The following is a 23,532-nucleotide window of genomic DNA, read 5'->3' on the forward strand; positions in this document are numbered from 1 at the left end:
CTCATTACATGAACAACTGGAATATCAGCCCTCAAGCCGTTTTCTCCGCCTCACCGGTTGTACCGGTCATGGTGATCGACAATCTCGAGGATGCACTGCCAATGGCCAAGGCCCTGCAGGATGGTGGCATTACAGTGTTTGAAATTACCCTGCGTACACCTGTCGCACTGGAGGCCATTGCCCGGATCGCAACAGCAATGCCAGATGCCATGGTCGGCGCTGGCACCGTGCTGACCTGTGCCCAGTACGATGCCGCTGTAGCCGCCGGTGCGAAATTTGTGATTTCTCCGGGAATGACACCTGCGCTTCTGGCCCATGCCAAACTGGGCACAGCTCCGCTGATCCCAGGGGTCAGCACACCATCAGAAGTCATGCAGGCCCTGGACGCTGGCTACGACCACCTGAAATTTTTCCCGGCAGAAGCCAACGGCGGTGCCAAAGCACTGGCCGCCATTGCCGCGCCGCTGCCTCAGGCACGATTCTGTCCGACCGGCGGTATCAGCCCGGGCAATGCTGCTGACTACCTGGCGGTGACATGTGTTGCCACCGTTGGCGGATCCTGGATGCTGCCTAAAGACGCGATTAAGCATGGTCAATGGGATGAAGTCACCCGCCTGTCACAGGAAGCCATGGCGTTGACGACCAAATAAGCCTCAGGCGCTTTCACTTTCAAGCAATTGATGCTAATCGACCACTTGCGCGAACCAATCAGCCAGTAGCTCATGACTCGTATCTAATTGCCAATCGCAAAAACAAAATAAGCCGCCCTGCTGCCTATCACAGCAGGGCGGCTTATCATTGAAAAAACGATCTTTTTACTGGCAGAGAGCCATCGAAAACCGACTGCTTGTCAGCCGATACTTTCCCCAATTAACACTGTAAATCCGACATCGTTAAAACGGGCAGCATCCTCGTCCCCCCCCAGTCTGGCCAGCAACATTTCGGCCGCTCTAATCCCCATCACCTCACGCGGCGTTTCGACACTGGCCAGGGCCGGTGAAACCGACTGCCCAATATCCAACGCGTTATATCCCGCAATAGCGATCTGGGCCGGAACGGCAATCCCTCGCTGCTGACACCGCAGCAAAGCCCCAACCGCGACATCGTCATTGGTGCAAAACAGGCCATCGGCATCCGGGTACTGTACCAGAGCCTCATCCAATAACTCGCGTCCTTGGGTAAAACTGGAATGCTTTTCCGTCAGTACATAGCGAGGTTCCAGGCCATGAGCCTCCATTGCCTGAGCATAGCCTTCCATCCGTAGGCGGGTACGCACGTCCAGACGAGCTCCGACATACAGTATCCGGCTTTTGCCGCGCGCCAGCATGGCTTCAACCATCGCGTTGGCCGCTGCGCGGTGATCCAGCCCCACCACCATATCGATCGGCTCTTGCGGGATATCCATGGTTTCAACCACCGGGATACCGGCCGCCTTGATCATTTTCAGTGTTTGCGGGGAATGGCGCCCTTCGGTCAGAATCAAGCCATCAACATGGTATGACAGCAGCGAAGCTACTTTCTTTTCTTCTTCTTCCGGCGAGTAGCCGTAGTGGGCAATCAGAGTCTGGTAGCCGGCTGGACGGGTAACCGATTCAATTCCCTGCGCCAGTGCAGCAAACACCTGGTTGGATAACGAGGGAATCAGGATGCCGATCGCCTTGCTGGTGGAATTAGACAGAATATCCGGGGCCCGGCTTGGCACGTAGCCCATCTCATCGACAGCCAACGCTATTTTCTCCCGGGTAGCCGCCGCCACGGTACTCGGGTCACGCAGGTAGCGACTGACGGTCATTTTGGTTACCCCCACCCGCTCAGCAATATCTTTCAGGGTCGGACGGCGTTTTCGTTGCTCTGTCATCTTTAGTTCCAGCCAGAATGTTACGTGTAACATAGCGCTTTGTTATTGGAATGTCAGCTTTTTTCCTCGGCCAACCGATTGCGTTCTCCTGAACGCACCGACTTACCGCTTCTTTGACGAACATCTGTCCAAGATAAAGCACTCCCGGCACACGCAACTGACAGCCATCCTCACCTACATCAGCGTCTGACTCGACCTCTCTCCCATAAGAGAATGAAAAAAGCGTCCAAATGCAGGCAGTGAGACTCCATTTCCCGCAACGATGATCAAGGATAAGATCCGCGATTAGCACAATGAACCGGGCAGCCTACCCCACTCACCAACAATCCGATCACCGCCTATACCGCCCCCTGATCTTGGCATCCTGGCATGGCTTCCAAATCAAAGCTCCTTGAACCATCGCACTTGAACAAGGCGTCTTGATCATAATTTTGATCACTGCACCTTGATCATTGTTCCAGGATCCTCATGCCTTAATCACTCTTCCAGGGGCCTTGCTTCCAGATCCTGAATCATCATTACCCTCCTAAAAACCATCCGAGAGTCACTTGTTGTAAGGTAACTCGCCACAGCGACACCTTAACCTTAAACCTTAATGCAACAGGCTCACTCGCAACCTTGCCCCTAGCGCGTTCATCCAACGACAGGTGGCTGCACTATAGATGTGTCACGGAACTGCCACACAGCAGTCACAGTCACCCCGAATAATCAGTTCCCGGAAACCATGGCCGCCAAATGAGCCGCAGTCACAAGTGAGCAGTAATGAAACACACATTTCCAGTTAACCGCGTGTCATGCGCCCCCAGTCATTCCCACTCCGTTTCCCGATACCTTCAGACAGGATCCCTTCAGACGGGACGCCCGATGGGATTTGCTGAGTTCAACCGGCTTGCCGACAAAATGTGGCAAGAGCTGCGCGCGACAGGGATTCCGGTTAGCCAGAAAAACACCCCTTAACCCTCTGTCAGAGTCGTGACACCAGCGTTAGGGGGATGCATCAGAGGGTGAGGTTTCCTGCGCCAACTGTTTCTGAAGCTGTCGAGTGACGTACTGCGGACTTTGCGTACCGCGAGCCAGCAGGCTATACATCACCGGGATCACCACCAGCGTAAACAGGGTTGCCAGGCTGATTCCACACAGGACGACGATGCCAATCACCATCCGGGTTTCCGCACCAGCACCGGTTGCCAGAATCAGCGGAATGGCACCGGCTACTGTGGTGATCGCCGTCATCAGGATGGGTCGCAGCCGCTCGGCAGACGCATCCAAAATCGCTTCTTCAAAAGCCACGCCCTGATCCCGCAGCTGATTGGCAAACTCCACAATCAAAATTCCGTTTTTGGCCGCCAGCCCGATGAGCATGATGATCCCAATTTGGGAATAGATGTTAAGGCTCTGCCCGGTGAAATAGAGGCCGAGTAATGCCCCGAACGTCGCCAGTGGCACGGTCAGCATAATCACAAACGGATGAACGTAACTTTCGAACTGAGCAGCCAGAACTAAAAACACCACGATCAGCGCCAGGGCAAACACAAACACCGAAGAGGTGCTGGAATCCTGATAGTCTTTCGATGCGCCCTTGTAATTCACCACGGCGTCAGGCGGCAAATACTGGCGCACCAGCCCATTTAAGTAATCCAGCGCCTCTCCCAGCGGATAACCGTCCGCCAGATTGGCTTCCAGGGTAATCGAGCGAACCCGGTTAAAGCGGTTGAGCTGCTGAGCATCGGCCATTTCCCGGACACGGATCAAACTGGACAGCGGAATGAGCTCATCGGTACGCTGAGACCGGACATACAAATTGGCCAGATCCTCCGCAGTATTCTGACGCTCACGCTGCCCTTCGATAACGACGTCATACTCTTCCCCCTGCCAGGTATAGGTCGTGACCTGACGAGATCCGAGCATCGATTCCAGGGTCTGACCGATTTCACTGAGTGAGACGCCAAGATCACCGGCCCGATCCTGATCTATCTCCACCCCGAGCTGTGGCTGGGTTTCTTTATAGTCATGATCCAAGCCGGTTAGCCCCGGGTTTGCCGCGGCGGCATCCAGTATAAGATCCCGCCACGCCGCCAGCTCTTCGTAACTACCGCCCCCCAGTACAAACTGCACCGGTTTTCCCACCCCGCGCCCAAAAGGCTGGCGCATCACCGGGAAAGCGGTGATACCGGCAAGATCCCCCAGCCGCTGACGGATATCGGCAATGATGGCACCAGCATCACGACGTTTACCCCAGTCTTCCAGTACCACAATGGCAAAACCGTTGGAAAAATCTGAAATGCGTCCCCATCCCCTTGGCGCACGGATCAGCAAGCGTTTGATCTCTCCGCTTTCCACCAACGGCATCAGCCGGTGCTCAACTTCATTCATGTAAGGCTGCATATAGGCGTAGCTGGCACCGGGAGGACCGTTCACAATGATAAACATGGCCCCGCGATCTTCCCGTGGGGCAAACTCAGACGGAATACGGCTGGTGAGCCAACCACTGGCAAGCATGATCAGCACCAAGCCAGCCACAATGAGTGCGGGCCGATGCAGCCAGACCGCCAGCGAAGTCCGGTAAGCTCCGGTCAGGGATGCCAGCGCCTGGCCAGTGACCCTGACCAGCCAGGGTTCGTCCGCAATCGGGGTCATCAGCTTTGAAGCCATCATCGGGCTCAGTGTCAGGGCCACCAGCGATGACAAAATCACAGCCGCACTGATAGCTATCGAGAACTCGCGGAACAGCTTGCCCAAATCTCCTTCCAGAAAGCCAATTGGAAGAAACACGGCGACCAGCACGACGGTGGTGGCAATAATGGCGAAGCTGACCTGCTTCGCGCCCAGAAACGCCGCTTTGAGGGGCGGTTCACCGGTAGCAATACGACGGTGGATATTCTCTAGCATGACGATCGCGTCATCGACCACAATACCGATTGCCAGAATCAACGCCAGGAGTGTCAGAAGGTTGAGGGTATACCCCAGCGCATACAGCACGATAAACGCGCCAATCAACGCGACCGGCAGCGTCACCGCAGGGATCAGCATGGCACGCAGGCTGCCAAGGAACAGGAAAATCACCGCAATCACCAGAATCAGGGCGATCACCAGGGTTTTGTACACTTCATCGATGGAGGCCTGAATAAACACGGAGGAGTCATAGGAGCGCTTAATTTCCATGCCGTCCGGCAGGGTCGGGTTGAGCTTGTCGACCAGCGCGTTGGCGGCATTGGCGACCTCCAGGGTATTCGCCGTCGATTGACGGGTAATGCCCAACCCAATCATCTCCTGGGTATTGCCGCGAAAAGTGATGCGCTCTTCTTCTGCGGCCAGCTCAACCCGGGCAACATCCCCAAGTCGGATCAGGTAGCCGTTTTCCCCCTCACCGATAACCAGACGGGCAAAATCTGACGGTTCAACAAAGGCCCGCCGGGTTCGTACGGTAAACTGGCGGTTTTCCGATTCGAGCGCACCGGCAGGTAACTCGACATTGTCGTCACGCAGCGCATCTTCGACATCAGACACAGTCAGGCTGCGCGCTGCCAACTTCTGGCGATCCAACCAAATTCTCAGTGCATACGCTTTACCGCCCCCGACCCGGATATTGGCGACCCCGTCAATCACCGAGAAACGATCAACCAGATACCGCTGAGCATAATCCGTCAGCTCCAGCGTGTTCATCCGGTCTGAGACCACATTTAGCCACATGATCACTTCCGAACTGGCGGCAGCCTTCTCCACTTCCGGCGGGTCTGCTTCCGGTGGCAGATCACTGAGGATCCCAGACACCCGGTCCCGGACATCATTGGCTGCCGCATCAATGTCCCGCCCGATTGAAAACTCCAGCGACACTGTCGACTGGCCATCCATGCTCTGGGAATCTATCGCCCGGATACCGGCAATACCCGACACCCGGTCTTCAACCAGCTGGGTAATTTTGGTTTCGACTATAGCGGCAGAGGCTCCCCGATAGCTGGTGGAGATGGTCACGACCGGTGGGTCGATATCCGGGTATTCACGCAGTGGCAGACGTTCAAACGCCACCAGGCCAAACACGATCAGCAACAGGCTTATCACCGACCCCAGTACCGGTCGGCGAACAGCCATATCCGACAACCACATCAGCCTGCCTCCCGATAGGTAAACTGCTCCTGCTGACGGATCTCAACCGTCTGGCCAGGACGCACCCGCTGGCTACCACGGGTGATTACCTGCTCCCCTTCCCGAGCGCCACTGACAATCTCAACCTCACCCCGCCGCCGGAACCCGACTTCCACCAGCCGTTGCGACACGGTGCCATCCGGCTCGACCACAAACAGATAGTGAGCCTGCTGACGAGGCACCAGCGCTTCTTCGGGTACCACCAGCCCTTGGTGTTCAGCCAGAATCAGCTGGAGGGTCATCAGCATCCCGGGACGCAGCCGCAGCCCGGGGTTGGCAATCTCAGCCCGGACAGTAACAGAGCGGGTCTGCGGGTTAATCCGGCTGTCGATGCTGGTCACGAGACCGGAAAACAGCTGCTCACTGAAAGCCGCCGCCTGCCCTTCAATACGGGTGCCGAGCGACAGCTTGCCGAGAAACACTTCAGGGATCGAAAAATCCAACTTAACCGTGGCAATATCGTCGAGGGTTGTCAGGACAGTCCCGGGGGTCACCAGCGCTCCTGGACTAATCTGGCGGAAACCCAGAACCCCGCTGAACGGTGCCCGGATAAAACGGGCATCCAGCTCCGCTTCGTTCTGAGCCAACACGGCCTTCGCAACCTCGATATCGGTATACAGCTTGTCCAGCTCCGAACTGGCGATGGTGTTGCGCCGAACCAGCCCTTCTATCCGCCGGTATTCACGCTGCTGCTCCTGCAGGTTGGCACGGGCGGCTCTGACCTTGGCGCTCTGCTCGCCGGAGAATAGGGTCACCAGCAACTGACCGGCTTTAGCTTGCTGGCCATCCTGAAAGTGTACTTGTTCAACCTTCTCGGTCACTTTGGCGGTCAGCACAACCGACTCTCGGGATTTCACCGTACCCAGAGCTTCCACTTGCTGGCGCACCGGTTTTCGCACCACTTCGCTGACCACCACTGTCGGCGTGATAGCGCTTCGCGAATTTGTCTGCGCGCCGGCATAATATTCCTTGTACCAGACCCCGGCTACCACCGCGCCAAGTAACACAACGCCAATCATGAGCCCTGTCAGTCGCACTCTCGCCCCCAAAAAGTTGGATTGACCTTGTTCCAGGTCACAATGAGAAATCTTGCTCCGTCTTCAATTGATTATAGATAGGGATAGGATCTGACGTACGCAGGTTCAGGGCGTCCCAGAAACGATAACAGTGCATGTGTCGAATCGAAGACATCGGAATAACGGGAAGAAGCAGGAAAGCAGGAAGTGAACCTGACGGCAGGCAAAAAAAAGCGAGCCGGTCGATGGCTCGCAAAATAACTCATATATTGCATTTCGAGAGGGTGACAAGGTAAGTTCCCGACCTCCATGACGGTCAACTACCCATCTCATCGAAAGGGACAAAGGTTATATCCACTTCCTATTGTGCCGGGAAATCTAACCTTGATGTCAAGAAAATGTCAGGAACAGTGACAATAATTCTTACACTGTGTTCTTAGTTCCATTTTTTCGTGTTCTAATCTTCAAATACAACCCCTATTGTGACTAAAAATCACACTGAATGAGTGATATTTTATCGATGCAAATCAATAAAATGTGCCACCCAGCGTAAAGTAGACCGCATTCTCGCCCCCTTCAGCCTGACCGTATGCCAGGTAGACCGGGCCCAGTGGGGTATCCAGTCCCATAAACAGACTGGCCGCGCCAATGCTGCTCTCCCAGCTGATTAAGTCCGCCTGATCCCACACGTTGCCCCGCTCTAACGAAGCCCCGATGTACACAGGTATAGACAAGGCACCGAAATTGTTATCCAGTAGCCGGTAACTGTACACCAGCCCTGCGAACGCCCGGTAGCGGCCATTGAGTTCATAGCGATGATACCCGGACAAATTAAACAGCCCGCCCAGATCCTGGGCATATACCGGCAGCAACTCATCCGATTCACTGCCAGCGTAGCGAACAATAGAAACCAGGCTATGCCGGTCATAACTGAACGGGGCAATCAGCGTTGCATCATAGTGCAGGCTGTCACTGTCAATTCTCGGATCATCATTTAGCTGGCTGCTGATATCCCCCAGCCCGAACGTCATCTCAAAACGCGTGCCCTCACGCGGGAAAAAGGAATTGTCCAGATCATCATATTTGAATTGCAGGTACGGACCATTCGAATGATAGGTCTGCTCGTTCAGGTCGCTGACTTCAGACGCCCGTCCCTTACTGTACCGATAACCCAACGCCAACGCGCTCCAAGGACGCAGGTTCCAGCCAAATTCGGCAAACCCATGGTAATTCTCATACTCGGTTTCCAGTACCGCGCCCCCCAGACGATCGATCAAATCGCCCTGCTCTTCCGACAGCCGAAACTCGCGGACCTCATGCTGCCAGCCTGCCCCAACCGAAAAATAGGTCTTCTTGCGATAATCAAGCGGGAAATACAAGCTGGAGTTAATCAGTTTCCAGCTCCCGAGCAGCCAGTCAAACTGCCATTCTCCGCCTTTTTCGGTCAGGTCAGTGTAGAGGTATTGGGTACCAAAAGAAAAATCAGAGCGGTTCGCAAAATCATCCTCAAAGGACAGCTTGAGGTTAAGGTACCCCGGTCCCCAGCTTTTCTCGCGCACATCCATGATCAACACGTTCTGATCATCCTGACGATCAATCTGGTAGGTGATCCGTTCAAAGATATCCTGACTGTTCAGCCGCTTAACGGCATCATCCAGCTCGTGCGATGCGATAACGCGCCCGGCCTTCAGCTCCATCAGGGCACGTAAGGCCTCATCAGAGCGGCGGGTATGATTGTTAATAGCAATCTTATCGATGTAATAAGCCGAGCTGGCCACGAGCTGACTGCGCCGATCCAGCTTGCGCCGAAGGTAATTGCGGTATTCCGGCTCAGACAGCTGGTAGCGCAGCAATTTAGGGAGCGATTTCAGTGCCACGGATCGGCCGGCCTGGTACGCCTGCTCCATTTTGTCGAAGTCCGGTGCCAGCATAAAGCTCACATCCGGCTGGAGATAGACGTCCTCATCATCCAGGCGTTGCATCTGCAAGTCAGAATTGGAGTTAGTCATGTAGGTGGTCAGCTGACCGATGATATTGAGGGCGCTGTTCAACTGCTGTTCGCCAAACAAGGCATCGCGCAGATCCACAGCGATGATCACCTCAGCGCCCAACGCCTGCGCGGCATCTACGGGCATATTGTTAACGATCCCGCCATCGACCAACACTTGATCATCGATCCGTACCGGCTGCAATGCGCCCGGCACGGTCATGGATGCTTGCATCGCCGTTGCCAGGTGGCCCTTACTCAGAATCACAGGCTTGACATGGACAATATCGGTTGCCACAGCCCGGTATGGGATTGCCAGCTGATTGAAGCTGGGCAACCGCGGGAGGTTGTCTGTCAACTGACCCAGCAGAGTAGCCATGCCCTGCCCCTGAAACGCCCCCGGGCGGGCCCGGTATTCACCGTCAATATCCAGGCCGATGTCGGCATAAATCGGATAATTGTCATTCTGCTGTTTACGACGCAGCACCAGATCATTGCGTCCGACCCGGTCATTGTAACCACTCAGCCAGTCAGCCTGCATGGTGCGACGGTGGACTTCTTCCGCCGACAGCCCCATGGCATACATACCACCGACATATGCCCCCATGCTGGTCCCAGTGATCACATCTACCGGGATCCGGTACTCCTCCAGCACAGACAGCACGCCAATGTGGGCAGCACCTTTGGCACCGCCGCCGCTGAGGACAACCCCCACTTTCGGTCGTGCTGACGCCGTCTCACTTGCCACGGCCTCACTTCCAGTCCCCAGCCAACAGACCAGAGACACCACTACCAGTGAGGTACGTCGCTGTAACGCTCTCTGCCAGCTCATCATAATTCCTTTAGATTCAACTACAAATCTTGCAATAGAACGCATCCTAGCACGGTTTATTGCGTATTCTGTCAGGGAAATAAAAACCGGCAGAATGCCGGTTTCAGATAACGCCGAGAGCGGTAACGACCTCAGATCCCACGTGCCATATCATCAAGCGCGGTCATGACCTGTTCGTTGTAATGTCCCTCAAACACCAACTTACACACCTTACGGCGCACAGCCAGGCCCGAGATCAGACGCTCAATGGACAGATGACGCTCATCCTGCTGATTGTTGTAGAGCTCGATGGTCTTACTTAAGGTTTCATAAGGCATCGCATCCCCACCAACACGAATCCAGTCCAACTTTTCCAGCAGGGCATGACACTCTTCGCTGATAGCCGCGATCGAATGACCGGTCATCGCCGACAATGCGGTAATACTGCGCTGTAGTGCCTCCGGCGACGTATATTTCGACAGAGTGATTGTCAGCTCATCGGCATTGATTTCGACCAAATGCTTACGCAACTTCACCCGGCGTCCTAAACGGCCCTTACTGCGGCCCTCTTTACGCTGGATCGGCTCAAATTCACCGTCAATAATCTCGGAAAGCTGATCAAGCTCCTGCTTGGGCAGGATCTCATTGCGCAACGGGTTCGGCATCGTCGGCGCCATGGAACGCTTACCCTCGTTGGTCGTTTTGGCGCGAGAATAACGAATCACCTCATCAGCATCACACCGAATATCGATCTGGTAATCGCTATAGCGCTTGTCACGCTCATGCGGGGTGATCGTCAGATGATAGCCCCACAAGTTGACCGCAAACATATCGTCAGTGATCTTGCCCTCAGCCAGCTTGCGCAATTCACGGATCAAGTCAGACGAGAAACGACGCCATTCAATATTTCGAGCCAGTTTCTGGTTCAGCTCGCTCAGCAACATGGAATCATTAACCCGGCGTGACATCCGGCTCCGGAAAAAGGTATAGAGCTGGAACACCAGCGTATGCTGACGCAGAATTTCTGGTGGAAACAGGAAGAAATAATCCCGGGTGAGCAGCTCATCAAAGAACGATGGCTCCCAGACCAGAATGTAGAGATTAGGCTTGATACGGATCTCGCCGTCATCCCCTTCTTTCGGCGCTTCCTCGGATGCGGTGATGGTGCGTGCCAGAAAGCGGAAACGATCACTTTTAAAGCCTTCCGGCATGTTTTCACTCAGCCAACGACCGGTCAACTCGTGTAACTGGAAATCGGTGAACTCAATGCGATCAATACTCTCTCGGATAGAATCACGCGCCGGACCGCTGTCCTTCTTACCTCGCAGAGCCAGAATATCGGTAATGTATACCGGCGTTTTATTGGCCATTGTCCGCGCCTGCAGCTCGTAGTCAGCGATATGATGATCGTGATACTGCACAGTCAGGGTAAACAGGGCAAACAGCGTCATGAGATCGTCGACCGTCATAATCGATTTGGACGATCGTGTTTCGATGATCGCTTTCGTGCCGCTGATCGCAACCATCGACTTCTGATAACTTTTCTTGGTGCGTGGCGGGGCCAAAGCTTGGTCAATGATCCCTGCCCAGCTGGTGGGAGAAACCACGATTTGATCCGCTTCATCCGGCATAGTCGGTGGTGTGCCAAGACCGTGTTCGCTCAACAAAGCACGATTGATATGGTTTTGAGCCAGTGCCTTGGAGCGTTTCTGTTTTTCCTTGGCTTTACTCTGCTCTGAATTCAGGCTGCCTGAACCCAGTTGGGAGATCAGCAGGGCCGGGTTGATAAAATGATGCAGCATCGTTTTACCGGCTAAACCCTCTTCAAAACGAACAGGTTGTTGTTTAAACAACCCGATATTGACGGCGGCACGCAAGCGCTGCTGGATAGCGGCACGGGTTAGCTGACCTTCTGTCGCCTCAACCAGCTCGGTTGTTGAAACCATGCCATCTTGACTGGACAGGCCACGCAGGGAAATTAAATTCAGCAGCTCAATGATGCTTTTTGTCACCCCTTTAAAGTGCTGATACTGCGGTAACCAGTCAACCAAGTTGCCAGGTATCGCAAAAAGATGACCGTCTTTATGAGATCGAGGGGCGGAGATCAGGATTTTTTCAGTGTGATTATTTTCCGGTACAGGTACTGAATTCATTTGTCATTAGCCGTAGATGCATCATTTTTCCGGAAAAGATTAACGAAAAAAGATCAAGAAAGAAAGTGCTTTTTATGAAAAGTTTCTACAACTGATCTTTATGATTTATCTGATCTTATTGTTTAAGTGATCTTATGATCTGGGCGGCGGATTGCTTGTAAGTGTCTAATATTAAAAGACATAAAAAAAGTGCTAGACGGAACCATGATCAATGGCATCAGGGAAGCATGATCATTAAGGTCTCGTATCAATGATCAATGTGGCGTCGGAACCATGATCATTATCACATCGTAACGATGATCATCAGTTGCCAGCAAGCATGATCATCGTTGTAGAACAGGTTACGCACAGGGTTATCCACAAGCGGTGCTCTCTAACGATAAGATTTCAGCGTGGGAAAGAAGCCAATCCCGCTTTAGGTGCTTCATTTTACCCAGAAAAATGATCAAGTAGAGAGCAGATGAATGTAAAAACACGGATATTTTCTTTTTTGAGGTCGTAAAGCGCTGCTTTTTCAACCAAAGTTGAAATGACAGTGGCCGTAGTTATCTGGCAAATTGTCATGTGTCCGGTAAGGAAACATGATCAAGTGATAAGAACTGCATTTCAATTTCCTCGTGGTACCCTGCTTTGTACTGGTGTGCGACTATTTTTAGCAGGCTTTATGTCTCTGAAAGCCTTGTCAGTTCTACATTTACCGTAGTTTAGTCTCCTTTTTACATGCTTCCGGGGGATCTTTAAGCGTTGCCTTTAATGAGGATCTCACCTTGATCATTTTTCCCTATTGAGCAATGACGTCCGGAATCCGGTTGCGGTGTAAATTTGGCCAGATGATTCCTTGATCATTGTTTCAGATCTTAGGCCACAGCTTAGGAAAGATGATCAAGTATCCGCATGATCAAAGCAAGTTAGTGTCGTCTGAATCCTGCTATTGGGGCTATTTAGCATGGATTTCAGGATGATCGTTAGATTGAGCGAATAACAAACGCCGGGTGATCATCCTGAAATCTGTGAGTAGCGGAAGACTCCCGGCGGGGAACTGACTGTTAACAGCCTGAAAGTACTGCCGGTTATCTGCATTGTGTATCCGTGAGTTGATTACTGGTTGGTCAGTATTTCAGGTGATGCCAATCTCGCCTGCCCTGCCCTGCCCGAATGAATGCTGTTAGCCAACCGCGCTTTAGGTTGGTTGTGTTAAATTGAAAATACACTTACCGTAATTCAAGCGAAGATTAATACGCTTCCGGTGTAATCCTATCCACTCAGCCCTTAACTTCGTCAATGAGCAAAATTTACATTGTAAAATAGTGACGCTGTAACACTTTTAATCTGAAGTTTCTAACGAACGAATCTGCTGGAATTTTCGTGTAATTTGTTCTTGGTGTTGGTAGTTTTTTGCTCATTGTTTCCCTTTCTGCTGAGATAAATATCACACAGTGTCGTTCAGCTTTTTATTGTTTTGGTGTTGTTTTGCTGTACAATAAGTCAAAAACTTACAAAGCGAATAATAAGACGATGAACAGGGAACAGACGATAGAAAATTTGCTCAACATTGCGGAGCAAACGAAGCAGGTACAAGCTGACCGTATTGAAATCGTGTTGGAAGAACGTCGTGAGGAAATGTTCCCTCCGATGTCAAAGGCCTTGATGGAAAGTCGCTCTGGCCTGACCCGACGGAAACTGGATGATGCGATTTCCAGAATGGAGAAAGCGGGCCATCAGTTTACCAAAAACAATGCTAATCACTATTCCATTACGCTGGAAGAAGCGCATCAGTTGATGGATGCCGCAAAGAAACCGGCGTTTTATCAGCGCGAAGGTGCCGGTCGTAAGCCATGGATTGTTAATGTGCAGAACCAAAAAGGTGGCACCGGAAAATCGATGACTGCGGTACACCTGGCTGCCTGTCTGGCTCTCGATCTGGACAAACGTTACCGAATTTGTCTGATTGACCTCGACCCGCAGGGGTCGCTGCGTTTGTTTCTGAATCCGCAGATCAGTATTGGTGATCAGGAAACGATTTATTCAGCGGTCGATGTCATGTTAGGTAACGTGCCTGAAAATCAGGCGATCGATAAAGCGTTTTTGATGGGGAATGTCGTCATGCCGACTCAGTACCCGAACCTTAAGACCATTGCAGCGTTCCCTGAAGATGCCATGTTTAATGCTGATGCGTGGCAGGATTTGGCTGAAAATCAGGATCTGAATATTGTCCGTCTGCTGAAAGAGCAGGTGATTGATCCCATCTCCGATGAGTTCGACATCATTATGATCGATACCGGCCCGCACATTGATCCGCTGGTCTGGAACGCCATGTACGCATCGAATGCTCTGATTATTCCGTGTGCCGCCAAGCGTTTGGACTGGGCGTCAACGGTGAACTTTTTCCAGCACTTGCCAACCGTTTACGAGATGTTCCCTGAAGACTGGCACGGCCTGGAGTTTATTCGTCTGATGCCGACTATGTTTGAAGATGACAATAAGAAACAGGTCTCAGTGCTGACGGAGATGAATTACCTGTTGCGTGATCAGGTTATGATGGCGACCGTGCCGCGTAGCCGCGCGTTTGAAACGTGCGCAGACACTTACAGTACGGTGTTTGACCTGACGGCCGCAGAATTTGAAGGGGGGAAGAAAACCCTGTCAACCGCCCAGGAAGCGATTCAGCGTGTTGGTCTTGAGCTGGAACGTGTGATGCATAGCCATTGGGCGAATCTGAACCGGGAGTAAATTAACAGATGGCAATCAAAACGAAAGATCTTAATGCTCGTCTGTTCGGCAAAGCCGATAAACGTCGGGCAACGACGCCGACAGAAGCACAGACTGCGGCGCGTGATAAAGCCGCGGTGATTGAATTGGCCGTGGCCGGCGAAGAGACCGTTGCGTTTGAACTGGTAAAAATCGGTGCTGGTGAGGTTGCGGAAAAAACACAGGTATTTGAAGAAAATGCCCGTGAACAAGCCTTCCTGACGGAGCATGCGCTGGCTGATATTCTGTCTACGCTAAAAGAGCGAGGGCAGCAATACCCGGCTGTCGGCCGATGGTTGGATGATGGCAGAATCGAAGTGCTTGACGGTAGCCGCCGTCGGATGTCGTGTATTCTGGCTGAAAAAGACTTCCTTATTTACGTCGGCAAAGGCATCAACAGTGAACATGCTAAGTTCCTGTCCGATGTTGCGAACGCACACAAGCCGCTGTCGCTGTATGAGCGCGGCAAAGAGATGCAGGCGTTGCTGGAATCTGGCAAAGTGTCGGATCAGAAAGAGCTGGCCAAATATTGTCAGTGTAGCGAGGCTCTGGTGAGTGGGGCACTGAAAGCGGCATCGCTACCGATGGAACTGCTGATGGCGTATCCGAGTGTCAGTGAGCTGGGCCGCCCGACCATTGTGAAGCTGCACCGTCTATTCTTTGGTCTAAGTGAACACCAGCAGCAAGCGTTTGTTGGTGAGCTTAACAATGGTAAAGCAGCACTTTGGAAAACCATTGATGCTTCCGGTATTACCCGGATCACCCGCGAGGTGACTAACCATCTGGAGCAACTGGGTGAGACTCTGAAGCCAAAAATGGTGATTGAAAAGCCTCAGCCGTTGGAGTTGGTGAAAGGTAAAATTTCTTACCTCCGTGAAGGCGACAAGCTGCAGCTTAAGCTGAAAAAGCTGACCGAACGTCAGGCTGACGACATTCTGGCCTATCTGGCAGACTACCTGAAGTAATCAGTAAAACCACGCTCAATAGCGTGGTTTTTTTTTCTCTGTTCCCGCAACTTGGTATGATGCCTGAGTTAACACAAGAAACTCAGGTACCCAGTTCATACCATGAATACCCTCCATGCTTTTTGTTCTCAGCTGAAGGCAAGCGCGCGCTATGCCCGTTGCCGTTATCTGGTCGTTATCCAGGGAAGTCTCTCTTGGTCCCGTTCGACGGCGCAGCTGTTTATTGAGGATGACACTAAGACATTGCAATGCGGCCCGCCACTGTTGGCTGAGATCAATACCATTGCCTTTCGTCAGGCGAAGCAATGGTTAGGCCGTGAGTGCGAAAGCCTGATTGTCAACGCGCGTGATGGTTTTGATGCAGAAGCATTTGGCGCAATGACCGGAACCCTGGTTGGCGGCGGTCTTTGTGTACTTGTTTTACCTGAGCAAGGGTTGCAGACCCGAACGTCAATGTTTGACAGGCGTCTGGCGGGGTTGCTTCAATCCCCGGATGTGTATTGGTTAAGGGAAGGGCAGGTTAGCTATCCTCTCGTTGTTTCCCATTCGGAGCGAGAACCTGACATTGGCAACGGGCGGGCGCAAACATCGCGTTGTGATCAGCCATTCTCGGAAAAGCTTGCGAAGATTGATGCTGATGCCGGCGCGCTGACTGTGTGCCAGGCACAGGCGATAACCGCGATTCGGCGGGTTGTCACCGGCCATCGTAAGCGACCGCTGGTATTAACTGCCGACCGGGGCCGCGGCAAGTCAGCGGCGCTTGGTCTGGCTGCAGCTAGCTTACTGGCTGAACGTTCGCTTCGTATCGGGATTACGGCGCCGTCGTATGCCGCGGCAGAAACGGTGTTTCGTCACGGCGCTATGCGTCTCGGGCTCCCTTTTTCCCAGCAGCGTAAACTTCAGCATGGTAGCGGTTCGCTGGTATTTTTCTCGCCGGATGCGCTATTGGCTGAACAACCCAAACTCGATGTGCTGTTTGTCGATGAAGCGGCGGCAATCCCGGCCACGATTCTCCATACCTTGTTGCAGCGATTTAACCGCTTGGTCTTTGCCAGTACGGTACATGGCTATGAAGGCACTGGGCGTGGGTTTGCGGTGAAGTTTCGGACATTGCTGGATCAGGTCATGCCGCAATGGCGTGAATTTAAGATGGCACAACCGATTCGCTGGGCAGAGCAGGATCCGCTTGAACGATGGGTGTTTAACGCCTTGCTGCTGGATGCTGATATTGACGATGTGGCGTTAGCTGCGGTCGCTATCGGCGAGCAGCAGGGCGATAGGAGGGCGGATTCGCCATCATGTATCGAAATATCTTATCGGGCTATTGATAAACAGACGCTGGGATCGGATGAAAAGTTGTTGCGGCAAGTGTTTGGTCTATTGGTTAATGCGCATTATCAAACATCCCCGTCTGACTTGACTGCACTGCTCGATGACCCACAGCTTCATGTACTGGTTGGTCACGCCAATGAACAGGTTGTCAGCTGCTGTCTGGTTCAGATTGAAGGCGGTTTCGATGATGAGTTGGTGATGCAAATTCAGAACGGCTCACGCCGCCCGAAAGGACATTTACTGGTGCAGTCGCTCGCTGCACACCTGGGAATTGGTCAAGCGGCCAGTCAGCTTGCCGGTCGTATTTTACGGATTGCGGTCCATCCGGATTTGCAACAACAGGGGCTGGGTTTGGCGATGTTGCAATTTACGGAGCGATGGGCTGTTGGTCAGGTAGATTACTTGGGGACGAGTTTCGGATTTGCGCCTGAGTTGTTACGTTTCTGGCAGAAGGCGGGTTATGTGCCGGTCAGACTCGGGTTTAAAAATGATGCTGCCAGCGGTTATCCCTCTTTGCTCTGCGTGCGGGCACTTGAACCTGTCAGCCAGCATTGGCAACTGACCGCTTCAACCATATTTGCGGCCACCTTTGCCAGCAATGCAATGGAGGCTTACTCGCAGTTGGCTTTAGAACAATTTGTACCGCTGTACTTAATGTTATTACCGTCGATGGTGCCGGTACAATCATTGCCGGCAGACATCGTGGATCATCATTTAGCGTTATACTCTGCCGGAGGCTTGGGCTACGAACTGGCTTTGCCTGCGTTGACCATCTGGCTTAATCAGACGTTATTGACTGCTACTCAGGAGCAGGCCGAAACTCTTGCTTACGCTATTGCCAAGGTCATCCAGCGGCAATCCTGGAGTGATATGGTTGTAACGTTTAACCTGGCGGGCAGGAAGCAAGCGGAGCAGGTTTTGCGAGATCTTGTTTATGCTCATCTGAATACATCTGACATCAAGGAGTCTGAATGAAGATTGTAGTTGACACTCATACGCACACACTGGCAAGTGGCCATGCTTACAGCTCGTTATTGGAAAATGCGCAAGCTGCTGCTGAGGCTGGGTTAGCTTTGTTATGTGTGACGGATCATGCGCCCTCAATGCCTGGTGCTCCGCATTTTTGGCATTTTGCCAATCAGAAAATTCTTCCGCGCTTTCTTCATGGGGTTGGCCTGCTACGAGGTATCGAAGCAAATATTATCAACCCTGCTGGTGAGATTGATATCACGCCTCAGGTAGCTGAGCATCTTGATTGGATTTTAGCGAGTTTTCACGAACCGGTTTTTCGCCCGGCAGACAGGGAAACGCATACCCAGACTCTGTTGAACGTGATTCAGTCTGGTCGGGTAGACGCGCTTGGGCACCTTGGTAATCCCAATTTTGATTTTGATTTTGAGCGTGTTATTAAAGCTGCGGCAGAATGTGGCGTGGTTATTGAGATTAACAATTCGTCGTTGTCAGGTTCCCGAGTAGGAAGTGCACCGCGCTGCGAGGACATAGCATCACTTGCGAAAGAACTGGGGGCTCGTATTACCACGGGCTCTGATGCCCATTTCGCGGCGGATGTGGGAAATTTTACCTCAGTAAAAGCATTGCTTGATTATGTCGCTATGCCTGAAGAATTGGTTGTGACAGCAAATGCCCAGCGCTTTCTGGCATTTTTGCTAGAACGTGGTCATCATCCGATTCCCGAATTTTCGGGGATGACCAGCTGAATTTACACTGTAAATTTTTATTCCTTTCAACGGTAAATCTTTTCTTGTCATTTCTTTGCTACCTTGCCGAGTAAATCAGTTCTTTTTTATGACCCGGCAAGGATAGCTGACAGCGTGCAGCCATCAACGACTATGATGAGGCCTGTAATCTCATTCCAAAAATGATGCTATTGTGGCGCAGTGCTACCTAGCCATCTTATGGCGATCACCTCATTTACACTGTAAATTCATATACAGAATGTTGTTCTATAACGTAATTGTGATTTGTCAGATCCGCAGATTTTTTACTAATGTTATAAGACAGCCCGCGCTTGGGGCTAGTTGCGTTTACCTCAAAACAATTAAAACAAAAAAGTTCGAATTCCGTTCTTTGACTATCGTCGGTTTGATAAGGAGGCGTCATGAGCCTGATAAAAGTGCCCAGCCCTGCACTGCGCAAGCTGATTTCAACCCCTGATATCTCGCTTTCGCAGTGGGATGAACGTTGTTACTCGCTCGGAAAAGGGGGCGTGGCTGCCCGTCTCCACTATCAATCGCTGGCAGATGATACGTTGATTGATTGGCATGATGTTGGAGTGAAAGTGTCCATAAATCGTGTTAGTCGCCATTCCCTGTATTTTGAAACTGACCATCGCTTGCCGCCTACAGCCAGTTACCAGCTCTATCTGCATTCTGTTGGCAGGGTGGATGGCTATGTACGCCTTGACCCGGACTCTTCGAATAAGAAACACCCGGCACGCTATCAGTATCAGTTTGTGCTCGATCACTGGCTGAATGAACAACAAGTGGCTGGTATGGCCGGGCTCGACTAATTGCCTGATTCTCGATGTCTGAGGCGATTGTGTTATGTTACATGTGCGGGGTATCACTGATTCAGTGATCTGGCGGTGTTTTCTTGGCTGTATTTGTGACCTGTCGATTATTGGCGAAGTTATTGATTCGGTATTATTTCATTGAATAGCGAGACTGTTATTCGATGACTACTGTATTCAAGGAAGGGAGTCGCAATGGCCGAACGGTTTCTTCGTTTTTCTGACGATGGGCAGGCGGTACTGTTTATCCCGAAAGCTGCGGGGAGACAGGAACAGGAACTGACGCGGGCTGACATTCTGGCTCAGCTTGCGGAGTTAGGCGCGGAGCGCTTTTACCTGTTCGAACAAGCCGTAGATTCTGCATTGGCCAGAGTTAAAACGGCGCAGGCCGCTGAATCTGCCGATAGATCCTCAGGCCATCCTGCTCCCACCTCCCCGAAAGATGCCATTATCGTTGCTGAACGACGTGATGCCCAATTGGTGGTTAAGACTGATCCGGATGGTATGCGGGCCTCTCTGACCGTAACGGCTCCGTATGGTGGAACACACCTTTCAGGACCGGGGTTACTGGATGTGTTACAGTCGCATCATATTGTTAAAGGCATTCGTAAGTCCCAGTTGCAGCACCTGCTTAGTCAAACTCTCGCCCTGAATCCCGGTGAAAAAATATCGTTGCCGGTAGCATTTGGCAAGCTTCCCGAGCACGGTAAAAACACCCGTTTTGAGCCGTTAGTCGAAGATGCAGGCTCTCGTGTGTTGCGTCCTCAGCAGACTGATGATGGTAAAGTGGATATGCGGGATCTGGGAGAATTGATCACCGTAAAATCCGGTCAGCCGTTGATGAGGCGCTACCCCGCGACGGAAGGTACGCATGGCTACACCGTACACGGCAAGGTATTACCGGCTAAACCGGGTAAGAGTGAAGAGTTTGAGGCTGGCGAGGGGACGCTGATCAGCCAAGCCGATCCGGATATTCTGTTGGCCAACAAGGCCGGTATTCCTGTTCGTCAAAAACGCGGTATGCAGATTGATGACGCATTAACGCTTGCCGGGGTGAATGTGGCAACCGGCCATATCTCCTTTGATGGTAGTGTGATTATTTCCGGTGATGTCACCCCAGGGATGAAAGTGACGGCCAGCGGGAATATCGTGGTGGGTGGTTTTGTCGAACTCGCAGAGCTGACTGCCGGCGGTGACGTAGTCATTCAGAAAGGAATCATTGGGCGTAAGCAAGAGGGCATGGATTATGCGTGTCGGATTATTGCCGGTGGCAGTGTCACCAGTAAATTTGCACAGTTTGCTGGTATTGAAACCGGGATGGATATGGTGTGTACCCTGCACGTATTGCATTGCCGTATCCGTGCCGCCGGTGAAGTCGTTGTCATGGACCAGCTAAAGCGCCACGGCACGTTAAGTGGGGGGGACGTCGAAGCTGGCTATAATGTGAAGGTGGTGAACCTCGGAGCTTTGGCGGGGGTGCCAACGACGGTAAAAGCTTTTACGAAATCCCCGACCTTATTGCAGCATATCCAAGCCGTGCAGCGCGAAATTGATGCGGAACTGGGTCAAATAGATAAGATCCGGCAGGCTCAGCATAAGTTACTTTCCATTCCCCAAGCGAACCGCCCTCCGGAGTTAGTCGACAAAATTCGCACGATTTCCCTGCAACATCAAAGTCTGATGACATCGCTTCGTGAACAGCAACAGCAGTTGCGGGACGAGTATGATGAAGTGCGTCGCTTGGTAGCAGTCAAAGTCCTGAACCGAGTCTATCCAGGCGTTAAGGTGCAGTTAGAGCGAGATTTGATTTCGGTCTCTAATGAACATGGCCCTTCCAAAATCCATTTTGATGACCAGGAACTGGTACTGCAGCCACTTTGATTTACAGTGTAAATGCTATTTACACTGTAAATCAGCCAGCCATTAATAGGATGGCAAGGGTGCACGAATCGTCTGGTTTAGCCGAGATTGCTTTTGTCGAGTTTCGATGATGTAGCCTTGAAAACCACTTACAAATAAATCGGAAAGCCGGTCGAGCTGAGTTTCCGTTTCTACCCGGGTGGCGATGGTTAGAATGTTGAGACTATGCGCCGTACGGGAAATGGACGACAACAGGTTTATCTTCTGTTGGTCATTCAACTGATGCGTGTACGAAAAATCGATTTTGACATAATCCGGCCTGAACTCTGTCAGGTAGTCGAGTGATTTAAAGTAGCGGCCATAGTTGTCGACCCCGAAGCGGAATTTGTAAAACCGAATTGCTGAGCACAACAAGCTGCAGGCATCCGGAGTCCGCACAAAGCTGGTTTCCGGAATTTCAAAAAACAAGCGGCTGGCGAGCCGTTGATTACGCTCCAAGATCTGACTTAACCAGCGAATAAAGGCTGGGTCACTCACGCTGTTTGTCGTGATGTTGATTGCTAATGGGCCCAGCGTGCTGTCGGCATTGAGACGGTTAATGTGATAGGCAATCACGTGGCGGTCGAAGACGACACCGGATCCCACATCTTCAATGGCACCAAGAAATTGCCCGGCTGCATAACGTTGCTGGCCTTTTTGAATGGCCGAAAACACTTCATAGTGGTAAATCCCTTTATTCTCATTGGCGACAGGCTGGTACTGATACTGAATGCCATCATTGTCAATGGCTTCCAGTAGGAGGTTTTTCCATTGCAATTTGCCAAAGGCGATCGGGTGCTCGTTATCATTGGCTAATGTCAGCGGGTGGTCGGGGTTACGTGCGGCCTGAGCCAGTACGTTATCCAGCTGAGCCAGTAACTGGCTGGCATTCCCCGGATGGGTCGCCATCAGTAAGCCGATGTGAACACTGTCTGGCGACTCACTGCCTGAAGCGGTTTGCAATTCTTGGTGCACGCCCAGCAGGGTTTCCCCAATTATGGTTAACTTATCTGACGTAATGTTCGGTGCCAAAACGGCAAACTCGTCGTAAGAGAGTCGGGCCAGAGTGATCTCACTGTGTATGATATTGCTGTTGATACTTTCCGCCAGTTTGCGGACAAACTCATCACCTTCAGTAAAACCGCGATGGCGGTATATGTCATCGATCAGCTTAGATTTAAGGAGCAGTAAGCCACCTTTGGCTGATTCTGCCAACCAGGTGTTAATCTGATTGATGAAGTAATGGCGATTGCCCAAACCAGAGACATTATCCCGGTAGGCCTGTTCCTTCAGTTTGACGGCTTCTTTAGCCTGCAATTTGAAATTTGATTCCAGTTGGCCCGCCAGGTGGTTTAGCATGCGGGCAATTGTCCGTCCTTCGCCATCACCCGGTAGGGGCAGCAGGCTCTTGAACTGGTTGTTCATCACCAGGTTGGCTTGCGCCGCAATGGTGGTGATGGAACGTAGTTTATGATTCAGTACAATGAAGATCAGGAACATCAGCATCAGGCCGCAACCACCGGCGACGATAAAAAATGAAACCGCTTCCTGCCATAGCAACTGTTCACGCGTTTCCGGAGATAATGTAAAAATCAACTCACCCAATGGATTCCCCTCATAGATAAGGGACTCTCTGACCGTTAACGGCTGAAAATCAGCGACTGTTGTAAACCATGGCTGCGCAGTAACAACGGTGTCGGTGCGAGATACCCAGTGCAAGGGTGTTTCTGCATGCGCTGACAACCTGAGTTCGGCCGATAACCCTGGCGTGTGTCTGAGCTGGGTCGTGAAGATGGTTGTTAAGGATGAAGAATCCGCGCGAAGCAGATTGACATGATCCGGCAATGTCAGCCAAGACTCCAAGGTCCGTAAACTTTGCTGTAACTGGGAATGTGCTTGATGGTCAATAGTCGTTTTCAGCACATAGAGATGTGCTGTTGAAAGGGTCAGGAATAACAGCGTCAGGCAGAGAGTTATCCAACTGAACGCAGATTTAATTATGGTCATATCTCAGTCTCGAAACGCAACGTGCAGAATCAGTCGAGGGCGGTAAGGATGTTTGCTGCCTTAAATTATCAAAAAGCGCGCTG

General features: G+C 51.9%; 13 protein-coding genes. 7 read left to right on the plus strand and 6 right to left on the minus strand.

Annotated features, from left to right (window positions below):
* Positions 1-8: 8 nt before the first annotated feature.
* Positions 9-650, plus strand: a complete 642-nt coding sequence (locus tag C9I92_RS06730; RefSeq protein WP_047884991.1) for a bifunctional 4-hydroxy-2-oxoglutarate aldolase/2-dehydro-3-deoxy-phosphogluconate aldolase — start codon at positions 9-11, stop codon at positions 648-650.
* Positions 651-850: 200 nt separating this feature from the next.
* Here C9I92_RS06730 and C9I92_RS06735 read toward each other — a convergent pair whose 3' ends face one another.
* From C9I92_RS06735 to C9I92_RS06755, 5 genes are all read right to left on the minus strand, one after another.
* The gene (locus tag C9I92_RS06735; protein ID WP_047884990.1) at positions 851-1,858 is read right to left on the minus strand and encodes a substrate-binding domain-containing protein; all 1,008 of its coding nucleotides are present in this window, start codon (positions 1,856-1,858) and stop codon (positions 851-853) included.
* Positions 1,859-2,842: 984 nt separating this feature from the next.
* A complete protein-coding gene (locus C9I92_RS06740; RefSeq protein WP_047884989.1) occupies positions 2,843-5,962 on the minus strand; it encodes an efflux RND transporter permease subunit in 3,120 nt (1,039 codons plus the stop codon).
* Entirely contained in the window at positions 5,962-7,038 is a 1,077-nt protein-coding gene (locus C9I92_RS06745; RefSeq protein WP_242551934.1) for an efflux RND transporter periplasmic adaptor subunit, read from the minus strand. Before C9I92_RS06745 ends, C9I92_RS06740 begins: the two co-directional genes overlap by 1 nt.
* A 506-nt stretch (positions 7,039-7,544) precedes the next feature.
* A complete protein-coding gene (locus C9I92_RS06750; RefSeq protein ID WP_053061802.1) occupies positions 7,545-9,836 on the minus strand; it encodes a patatin-like phospholipase family protein in 2,292 nt (763 codons plus the stop codon).
* Positions 9,837-9,967: 131 nt separating this feature from the next.
* Positions 9,968-11,968, minus strand: a complete 2,001-nt coding sequence (locus C9I92_RS06755) for a replication initiator protein RctB domain-containing protein (RefSeq protein WP_047884987.1) — start codon at positions 11,966-11,968, stop codon at positions 9,968-9,970.
* Between the two features lie 1,515 nt (positions 11,969-13,483).
* Between C9I92_RS06755 and C9I92_RS06760 the strand changes: the two genes are divergently transcribed.
* From C9I92_RS06760 to C9I92_RS06785, 6 genes are all read left to right on the plus strand, one after another.
* A complete protein-coding gene (locus tag C9I92_RS06760) occupies positions 13,484-14,698 on the plus strand; it encodes a ParA family protein (protein ID WP_047884986.1) in 1,215 nt (404 codons plus the stop codon).
* Positions 14,699-14,706: 8 nt separating this feature from the next.
* Positions 14,707-15,681 carry a ParB/RepB/Spo0J family partition protein gene (locus C9I92_RS06765; protein WP_047884985.1) on the plus strand — a complete coding sequence of 325 codons (975 nt, stop codon included), beginning with the start codon at positions 14,707-14,709 and terminating at the stop codon, positions 15,679-15,681.
* 102 nt (positions 15,682-15,783) lie between these two features.
* Positions 15,784-17,988 carry a tRNA(Met) cytidine acetyltransferase TmcA gene (locus tag C9I92_RS06770; protein ID WP_047884984.1) on the plus strand — a complete coding sequence of 735 codons (2,205 nt, stop codon included), beginning with the start codon at positions 15,784-15,786 and terminating at the stop codon, positions 17,986-17,988.
* Positions 17,985-18,731, plus strand: coding sequence for a phosphatase (locus C9I92_RS06775; RefSeq protein ID WP_047884983.1), 747 nt, complete (start codon positions 17,985-17,987; stop codon positions 18,729-18,731). Before C9I92_RS06770 ends, C9I92_RS06775 begins: the two co-directional genes overlap by 4 nt.
* A 401-nt stretch (positions 18,732-19,132) precedes the next feature.
* On the plus strand, positions 19,133-19,543 hold the full coding sequence (locus tag C9I92_RS06780) for a hypothetical protein (RefSeq protein WP_047884982.1): 411 nt from the start codon (positions 19,133-19,135) through the stop codon (positions 19,541-19,543).
* Positions 19,544-19,738: 195 nt separating this feature from the next.
* Positions 19,739-21,424: a FapA family protein gene (locus C9I92_RS06785; RefSeq protein WP_047884981.1), complete on the plus strand. Its 1,686-nt coding sequence runs from the start codon at positions 19,739-19,741 to the stop codon at positions 21,422-21,424.
* A gap of 42 nt (positions 21,425-21,466) precedes the next feature.
* Here the strand turns inward: C9I92_RS06785 and C9I92_RS06790 are convergent, their stop codons facing one another.
* Positions 21,467-23,449, minus strand: a complete 1,983-nt coding sequence (locus tag C9I92_RS06790) for an EAL domain-containing protein (RefSeq protein ID WP_053061801.1) — start codon at positions 23,447-23,449, stop codon at positions 21,467-21,469.
* Positions 23,450-23,532 lie beyond the last annotated feature (83 nt).

Source organism: Photobacterium ganghwense (assembly GCF_003025595.1).
In the GTDB taxonomy this organism is placed as follows: Bacteria; Pseudomonadota; Gammaproteobacteria; order Enterobacterales; family Vibrionaceae; genus Photobacterium; species Photobacterium ganghwense.

Excerpts from the sequence above, each read along its gene's own strand:
- C9I92_RS06730 (WP_047884991.1), top strand. The coding sequence starts at position 9 with ATGAACAACTGGAATATCAGCCCTCAAGCCGTTTTCTCCGCCTCACCG.
- C9I92_RS06735 (WP_047884990.1), bottom strand. The coding sequence starts at position 1,858 with ATGACAGAGCAACGAAAACGCCGTCCGACCCTGAAAGATATTGCTGAG.
- C9I92_RS06740 (WP_047884989.1), bottom strand. The coding sequence starts at position 5,962 with ATGTGGTTGTCGGATATGGCTGTTCGCCGACCGGTACTGGGGTCGGTG.
- C9I92_RS06750 (WP_053061802.1), bottom strand. The coding sequence starts at position 9,836 with ATGAGCTGGCAGAGAGCGTTACAGCGACGTACCTCACTGGTAGTGGTG.
- C9I92_RS06755 (WP_047884987.1), bottom strand. The coding sequence starts at position 11,968 with ATGAATTCAGTACCTGTACCGGAAAATAATCACACTGAAAAAATCCTG.
- C9I92_RS06760 (WP_047884986.1), top strand. The coding sequence starts at position 13,484 with ATGAACAGGGAACAGACGATAGAAAATTTGCTCAACATTGCGGAGCAA.
- C9I92_RS06765 (WP_047884985.1), top strand. The coding sequence starts at position 14,707 with ATGGCAATCAAAACGAAAGATCTTAATGCTCGTCTGTTCGGCAAAGCC.
- C9I92_RS06770 (WP_047884984.1), top strand. The coding sequence starts at position 15,784 with ATGAATACCCTCCATGCTTTTTGTTCTCAGCTGAAGGCAAGCGCGCGC.
- C9I92_RS06775 (WP_047884983.1), top strand. The coding sequence starts at position 17,985 with ATGAAGATTGTAGTTGACACTCATACGCACACACTGGCAAGTGGCCAT.
- C9I92_RS06780 (WP_047884982.1), top strand. The coding sequence starts at position 19,133 with ATGAGCCTGATAAAAGTGCCCAGCCCTGCACTGCGCAAGCTGATTTCA.
- C9I92_RS06785 (WP_047884981.1), top strand. The coding sequence starts at position 19,739 with ATGGCCGAACGGTTTCTTCGTTTTTCTGACGATGGGCAGGCGGTACTG.
- C9I92_RS06790 (WP_053061801.1), bottom strand. The coding sequence starts at position 23,449 with ATGACCATAATTAAATCTGCGTTCAGTTGGATAACTCTCTGCCTGACG.